At 66.3% G+C, this 1,470-nt stretch carries 2 protein-coding genes; one reads left to right on the forward strand and one right to left on the reverse strand.

Annotated features, from left to right (window positions below):
* Positions 1 to 4: 4 nt before the first annotated feature.
* Positions 5 to 433, reverse strand: coding sequence for an IS200/IS605 family transposase (gene tnpA, locus ACWDYJ_RS36250; protein WP_451569861.1), 429 nt, complete (start codon positions 431 to 433; stop codon positions 5 to 7).
* A gap of 50 nt (positions 434 to 483) precedes the next feature.
* Here tnpA and ACWDYJ_RS36255 point away from each other — a divergent pair.
* Positions 484 to 1,470: RNA-guided endonuclease InsQ/TnpB family protein (locus ACWDYJ_RS36255; protein WP_451569862.1), on the forward strand; the 987-nt coding region annotated here is incomplete at its 3' end.

Consider the following 1,470-nt stretch of genomic DNA (forward strand, 5'->3'; position numbering starts at 1 on the left):
ACGGTCAGGTGGGCCGCTTCTGGTTCTCGATGTATTCCTTGACGATGCTCAATGGTGCGCCGCCGCAGGACCCGACGAAGTACGAGGGCGCCCAGAACACCGAGCCCATCCCGATCCGGTTGATGCGCCCGGTGTATTCCGCCCGCAGGTAGCGGGAGCTGACGCCCTTGAGGCTGTTGACCAGCTTGGACAAGGCGACCTTCGGCGGGTAGTGCACCAGTAGGTGCACGTGATCGCCCTCGCCGTTGAACTCCCGCAGCTCCGTACCGAAGCTCTCGCACACGTCCCGCATGATCGCCTCGCAGCGCGTCAGCATCTCGCCGTTGAAGACCTCGCGCCGGTACTTGGTGACGAACACCAAGTGTGCGTGAAGGTGGTAGACGACGTGGTTTCCCCGGCGGATATCAGGATCTGGTTCCCAGCGTGGTGACATCCGCCAATGGTAGTGTGATCGAGCGACCTCGACCGAAGGGGGCGGGCCGGATGATCCGTGCGTACAAGTTCCTCATGCGGCCCACCGTGGGGCAGGCGATCGGGCTCGGCGAGATGTTGCGGGATCACCGCTCGCTGTATAACGGGGCGTTGCAGGAACGCCGCGACGCCTACCGGCACGTCTCGAAGACGAGCGTCAAGTACGGGCAGCAGTCCGGACAGCTCAAGGACGTCCGGGCGTTCGACCCGGAGCGTCAGGGACGTTGGTCCTTCTCCAGCCAGCAGGCGACCCTTCGCCGTCTCGACAAGGCGTTCTCCGCGTTCTTCCGCCGGATCAAGTCAGGCGACACCCCCGGATACCCGCGCTTTCGCGGAGTGAACTGGTTCGACACGGTGGACTTCCCCAAAGACGGGGACGGCTGCCGGTGGGACAGTACGCCGCACGACCCCGTGACCCGCGTCCGCTTCCAGGGCATCGGACACGTCAAGGTCAACCAGCACCGCCCGGTGGACGGCAAGGTCAAGACCGTCAGCGTCAAACGCGAGGGCCGTAAGTGGTTCGTCGTGCTGACCGCCGAGCAGGACCAGCCCCAGCCGCTTCCCGCGACGGGCAGCGTGGTCGGCATCGACCTGGGCATCACCAACTTCCTCGCCGACTCTGGCGGCAGCTTCGTACCCAACCCGCGCCACGGCCGGACGGCCGCCGCGAAGCTCGAAGCCGCACAGCAGGCCCTCGCCAGGTTCCCGCGAGCCCGCAGCGACAAGCGCACCAAGAACCACCAGCGCGCCGTGGAGAAGGTCGCCAAGCTGCACGGCAAGGTCCGACGCCAGCGGCTCGACCACGCACACAAGACCGCGCTCTGCCTGGTCCGCGAGCACGACTTCATCGCGCACGAGAACCTCAAGATCCGCAACATGAGCAAGGCCCCAGCACCGAAGCCCGACCCTGAGGTGCCGGGCACCTTCCTGCCCAACGGGGCCGCCGCCAAGACCGGGCTGAACCGCTCGATCGCTGATGCCGGATGGGGGGTGTTCCTC

The sequence above is a fragment of the Streptomyces sp. NPDC003042 genome (assembly GCF_053591315.1).

What these genes read in the sequence shown, in the direction of transcription:
- tnpA (WP_451569861.1), bottom strand. Translation starts at nt 433, where the DNA reads ATGTCACCACGCTGGGAACCAGATCCTGATATCCGCCGGGGAAACCAC.